The sequence below is a fragment of the Neobacillus drentensis genome (genome assembly GCF_036962765.1).
In the GTDB taxonomy this organism is placed as follows: domain Bacteria; phylum Bacillota; class Bacilli; order Bacillales; family Cytobacillaceae; genus Neobacillus; species Neobacillus drentensis_C.
The window spans coordinates 7511-12911 of sequence record NZ_JBALOS010000319.1; the positions used below are offsets into that span (position 1 = coordinate 7511).

General features: G+C 37.0%; 5 protein-coding genes. 4 read left to right on the forward strand and 1 reads right to left on the reverse strand.

Annotated elements, in window-relative coordinates:
* Positions 1 to 114: 114 nt before the first annotated feature.
* On the reverse strand, positions 115 to 1101 hold the full coding sequence (locus V7137_RS28230; RefSeq protein WP_335701134.1) for a DUF4003 family protein: 987 nt from the start codon (positions 1099 to 1101) through the stop codon (positions 115 to 117).
* A 158-nt stretch (positions 1102 to 1259) separates the two neighbouring features.
* On the opposite strand from V7137_RS28230, the gene V7137_RS28235 reads away from it, so the two are divergent.
* The 4 genes from V7137_RS28235 (at position 1260) to V7137_RS28250 (ending at position 5076) form a co-directional block, all read left to right on the forward strand.
* Positions 1260 to 1925, forward strand: a complete 666-nt coding sequence (locus V7137_RS28235; RefSeq protein WP_335701135.1) for a carbonate dehydratase — start codon at positions 1260 to 1262, stop codon at positions 1923 to 1925.
* Positions 1926 to 2132: 207 nt separating this feature from the next.
* Positions 2133 to 2333, forward strand: a complete 201-nt coding sequence (locus V7137_RS28240) for a cold-shock protein (RefSeq protein WP_007083691.1) — start codon at positions 2133 to 2135, stop codon at positions 2331 to 2333.
* 321 nt (positions 2334 to 2654) lie between these two features.
* The gene (locus V7137_RS28245) at positions 2655 to 3827 is read left to right on the forward strand and encodes a DUF3800 domain-containing protein (protein WP_335701136.1); all 1173 of its coding nucleotides are present in this window, start codon (positions 2655 to 2657) and stop codon (positions 3825 to 3827) included.
* 151 nt (positions 3828 to 3978) lie between these two features.
* On the forward strand, positions 3979 to 5076 hold the full coding sequence (locus tag V7137_RS28250) for an FAD-dependent monooxygenase (protein WP_335701137.1): 1098 nt from the start codon (positions 3979 to 3981) through the stop codon (positions 5074 to 5076).
* Positions 5077 to 5401: the final 325 nt, after the last annotated feature.

Here is a 5401-nt window from a genome sequence, read left to right on the forward strand (position 1 = left end):
AGAATTGTCTATCATAAGCGGGGTGAAGGACAAAACTTACCGAAGGAACAAGAGATTTGTCCTTCATAAGCACAATGAAGAAAAATACAAAGCGATATTAACTTGCATACCTTATTAATCTCCACCAGAACTACTTGATGCAACAGTGGCAGCTGTAATACTTGCCGTCATTGCAGCCTGTTGAGCCTGGATCAAAATTTCTATCGTGGTATTAAAGGTTGTTTTGGCCGCATCGCCCAATGTAGTCAAATGACTCATTAAAAACAAAACGCTCATCATAAAATTGATGTCTTTATTCCATTTAAACAATTTATCTTCATTTAAACTTTCATTTATTTCATATAAGTTCTTGATCGCAGCATCTACATTATCCAAATAGGTCAACATTCCAATATAAGGGTAATAGGCTTTTTTTGTTTTTAAATTGTTTTCTTTCAGCAGTTTCTGAATGTGGCTGCATTGAATCGCTTTTTCATTTGGTTGATGTTTTGCATCTAATGCGAGGATGTGGCTTAAAAATTGCAGATCATTTCCGATTGAAAATCCTTCATCTTTGAGTGCATTGTAATAGCCTTCCACCTTGTTAATGATCTCCGCTGGTTCATAAGTAGATAAGGCAAGGATGGCTGATAATGGGTAATCAGCTGCGTTGGTAAGGAAGAAATGATGCTCCTTCATCCCTTTATAAATGACGCATGTCTTTTTTGTGATTTCATCCACTCGCGTCTGCTCCACTTTTAAAAGGGTTCCAGCCGCTATATAGGTATAAATCTGGCGGCTGAAGCCATTTTCAATAAGTTTTTCATAGAGCTTGATAAAATGGTTAAAGCTCGATTTAGGATCATCTGTCAGCGTATCGAGGGTGGCAGCCGTGGTATATCGTGTCACAGATTTTAATTGCGAAAAGAAGCCTACTTCGCTTTTAATATAGTCAGCAAGGTCCATGAATCTCTTGAAGTTAAATTCTTTTCCGTTTGTGACATACAACGCTGCAATTAGCATTAGTGATCGCTTATCCGTTTTCCACTTTAATCCTGTATACAATTGTGAATAAATATCTCTATATACGTCGATTTTTACCATTCCTGTTTGTTCTAACACGTATGTACCCCTCCCCATGATCTTCTATTAAATTTAGACGAGAAAAAGTGAACTAAAGTTTCAGATGAGCCAATTTCTATCGCTGGAAAATGGTCTTATTCTAGAAAACCTACGTATATGTATCATGAATCCAGTTATGAGAAAGAGGGGAATGTATTATGTGGAATTATCCCAATCATCTAAATGGTCCATTAAATATTTATAGTTACTATGTAGGTTCAAACCCGATAACTACCCTAAATCCAACCCCCATTTTTCCAAAAATTAATAAAACGACGTTCTTAAGTCCGTTCACCTATATCGTCGGCGATGTCAGGATTCGAAAAAATACCTTTGTCGGTCCTTTTGTCAGTATTCGTGCAGATGAAGGGACGCCATTTTATATTGGAAGCAACTGTAATCTACAAGATGGTGTAATCCTTCACGGCTTAAAAAACAAACATATCGAGATTAACCAAAAGAAATACTCAATCTATATGGATGACGAGGTTTCCTGTGCCCATGGGGCGCTGATCCATGGTCCCTGTCAGATTGATCAAAAAGCATTTGTCGGGTTTAAGACAATTGTTTATCATGCCCATATCGGAGAAGGGAGCTTCATCGCCTCTGGAGCCGTTGTTACCGGTGGAGTGACGCTTAAGCCAGGTAGTTTTGTTCCACCAGGCGCACATATTGATACCCAGAAAAAGGCTGATTCCTTATCGCCTGTTCCTAAGAATGAAGTGGAGTTTGCACTTGAAGTCCAGCGAGTGAATCAAGAATTTCCTTCTGCCTATTCGATGTTATTCGGCAAAGACCGGTGTACTTGCGGTTTATCTTGTTGATCATATTGAAAATCGTTTTGGATTAAAATTGCACCTTAAAAGGGAGTCTTTCCGTAGAAGGTTTGCATTACTAGGGAGTCTCTGTTATAGTAAGGAAGAATTATTTTTGTTTGTCGGTAGGATAATAAGTGTTAAACTTTCTGTCTTGAAGATCTGAGCAAGGATAGTAACACAATGTGTGCAAAGCACACGAGGAGGAAACAACAAATGGAACAAGGTAAAGTGAAATGGTTTAATGCAGAAAAAGGATTCGGATTCATCGAACGCGAAGCAGGAGACGACGTATTCGTACACTTCTCAGCTATCCAAAGCGAAGGTTTCAAATCTTTAGACGAAGGTCAAGCTGTAACATTTGAAGTAGAACAAGGTCAACGTGGACCCCAAGCTACTAACGTTCGCAAAGCATAATAAGAACCAATAGATAAAAAGACTCTCTTGTAGAGTCTTTTTTTGTGCCTATAAAAACAATAAAAAAACCCTACTCGGCAGTCGAGTAGAGCGGGTATTTGAAAAACGTAAAGCAAATGGTATACAGAGTATAGCACACAATCATAGTAATCCCTAATCTTTTTATAAAGTTGTATCTTCCAATTACCCCCACCTATTAAACCCAAGACCACTTTTAACCATATTATTCAATTTTTTTTAGGGAAAAATTAACTTTTGGGAGGTTTTAGAGCATATTTTGTTGAATTAAGGAAGTAAGAATTTTTGGGTGAGGTGGGGAGAATGAACGATATCCAATTTGCGTTTCTTGAAGAGTCTGGTGATTATAGTTTTGATTTTGAAAATAATGATGTCTCGACCCACTTTATTATCGTTGCTATTCTAGCAAAAGAATCTAATAAAGAATGGCTAGAACGTGAAGTTGAGAAGGTTAGACAAAAATACTTTCAAACCGAAGAAATGCAATCTGACAGAATCGACAACCCTCATCTTAGAATTCAACTATTAAATGAACTGAAGGAGTTACCGTTTAATATATATGCCTATGTCATAGACAAAAGAAAAATAAGAGAAGATAGCGGGATTACTTTTGAAAAGACGTTTATAAAATACATGAATCGATTGATTTATGATGATTTAAAACGAACGTTTGACCAACTCGATCTTGTTTTAAATCAGCAGGGAACTAAGGAATTCATGACTGAATTTAAGACCTATATCACCGAAAAAAGTATTCCTGATTTATTTAATTATTCGTCTTTTGGATTTAACAATCGCACATCAGAAAACCTTCTACAATTGGCGAATATAATCGCAGGGACGATTGCGATAGGTTATGATCAAAACCAGGATTCTGAACATTATCCGCTTTTTAATAAAATCATCAAAAAGAAAATTGTTGCGATTAATTTATGGCCGCAAAACTACAAAAACTACCTACATGATTACATATCAAGGAATCAGGACTCCCTGTTTGATGAGGTTATTTTTAAACAATCGGTGAATTTGACCCTTCAATACCTTGAAAAAAATAAAAAGAGTGAAGACCTGGATGAAAAAATCAGGATCGACTTACTCAAGTTTCTGTTATTTAATCTGCGAGAAAATCCAAATGAATATGTATATACACAAGAAATTCTCGATAATCTAAACGCCATCCGGATGAACAAAATCAATCATCATTACTTTAGATCGAACATCGTATCTAAGCTCCGGGATAGCGGGCTGTTAATAGCCAGCAGTAATAAAGGGTATAAACTTCCTGTTTGTTTATCTGACTTATATGATTTTGTAAATTTATCAAGCCTAACAATCCATCCGATGCTTCAAAGAATATCGAAGTGTCGAAATCAAATTCTTCTCGCCACAAATAATGAAATCGATATTCTCGAAAACAACGAATTTGAATATCTTAAAAGAATTATTGAGATGGAAAAATTAATGGTTACAGAATAAAAGGTCAGTCCTGGAAATATCTAGGACTGACCTTTTTTAATTGACCAGAAATGTAATCTTTGTTATTCTATAATTAACTTTTATTCTTATAAGAAAACTTTTGATGATAGCTTTTTCGAAATAAAAATTTAACCAGAAGGTGAATATAATGATGCTGCAGACAGATGTTGTTATTGTGGGTGGCGGACCAGCAGGGACATTATTAGGTTTTCTATTGGCTAAAAATGGTGTATCAACCATTGTTCTCGAACGATCTTCTGGAGTTAATAGAAAATTTAGAGGGGAACATATTACTTCAGAAACGGAAGCAATTTTAAAAGAACACCAATTGTTTGAAAAGATTGAAAAACTTGGGCTTCTGAAAATGGAAAAAATCCAATTTTTTGAAGGAAACCATCTTGTTAATACCATTACTCCTTCATTCGGAGAGGATCATGTAGGTATTCATGTTCCGCAAGCGAATTTACTAAGTGCAATCATTCAAGAGTCAAAGCAATTTGAAAATTATCGCCTCCTTTATAACACGACGGTATCGGAATTGATCCAGGATGATCGCGGGGTCTATACGGGTGTAAAAGCAATAAGGGACGGTCAAGAAATTATGATCGCAAGTTCAGTAGTTGTAGGGGCGGATGGACGTTATTCCACAGTGAGAAAACTGGCGAAGATTCCAACGCTTGAGATGAAGCATGGGTACGATGTATTGTGGGCCAAAGTTCCTGCACTTCCGGGTTGGGAGCCAACAACAAGAATGGTTCTTGTCAATGGACATCAGTTAGCCTTGTTTACCCAAACTGGTGGATTCATTCAAATAGGCTGGAATATTGATGAAGGATCCTTTCCTTTATTAAGAAAAAAAGCAATGCAGCCATTTCTAAAACCCTTAATCGAGAGCTTTCCAGAATTAAAAGAGCTTGTCGAAGAGAACCTTCAATCATGGAATGACTTTGTCCCTTTAAAGGTCCAAAGTTCACGTTCTGAAACTTGGGTCAAGGATGGATTAGTCATCATCGGTGATGCTGCACATACAATGACTCCAACTGGGGCAATCGGGATAAATTGTGGAATGAAAGACGCGCATGTCCTTGCGCCTCTCATAACCCAAGCATTAAGAGAAAATAACACCTCCGCACAAAAATTGAAAAGATTTGAAACAAATAGAAAGTCGGAGATCAAGGAGCAACAAGAAATGCAGATGAAACAAGAAGCGACTTTTTCAGAAAAATTTGCCCAGTTTGCGCTAAATTAGATAATGGACCTTTACCTATCTCTATATAAGGAATAGGTGGAGGTCTATTTTTATTTGTGGGAGACTGCCCGAAAGTTGAAAAGAAGGATGACAGAAGAGTTGAGAGAGTTATTGAAGCAAGGGTAAACTTCATAAAAGGAAAAAAGGATCCCCCAAAAGCTATTTGCTGTTCCGAGACCTTCAAGCACTCCTAACCAGTGCAAACATAGTAAAACAACAACCCGCGAACTGACCGGGCATCTCCATAAAGTAAAAGCGTTTCAACCCAATTTAATTTAAACGATGAAAACAAGATAAAGGGTGTCAGGCACCATGTGAAAAATTC

Coding starts and splice junctions, on each gene's coding strand:
- V7137_RS28235 (WP_335701135.1), top strand. CDS start 1,260: ATGTGGAATTATCCCAATCATCTAAATGGTCCATTAAATATTTATAGT.
- V7137_RS28240 (WP_007083691.1), top strand. CDS start 2,133: ATGGAACAAGGTAAAGTGAAATGGTTTAATGCAGAAAAAGGATTCGGA.
- V7137_RS28245 (WP_335701136.1), top strand. CDS start 2,655: ATGAACGATATCCAATTTGCGTTTCTTGAAGAGTCTGGTGATTATAGT.
- V7137_RS28250 (WP_335701137.1), top strand. CDS start 3,979: ATGCTGCAGACAGATGTTGTTATTGTGGGTGGCGGACCAGCAGGGACA.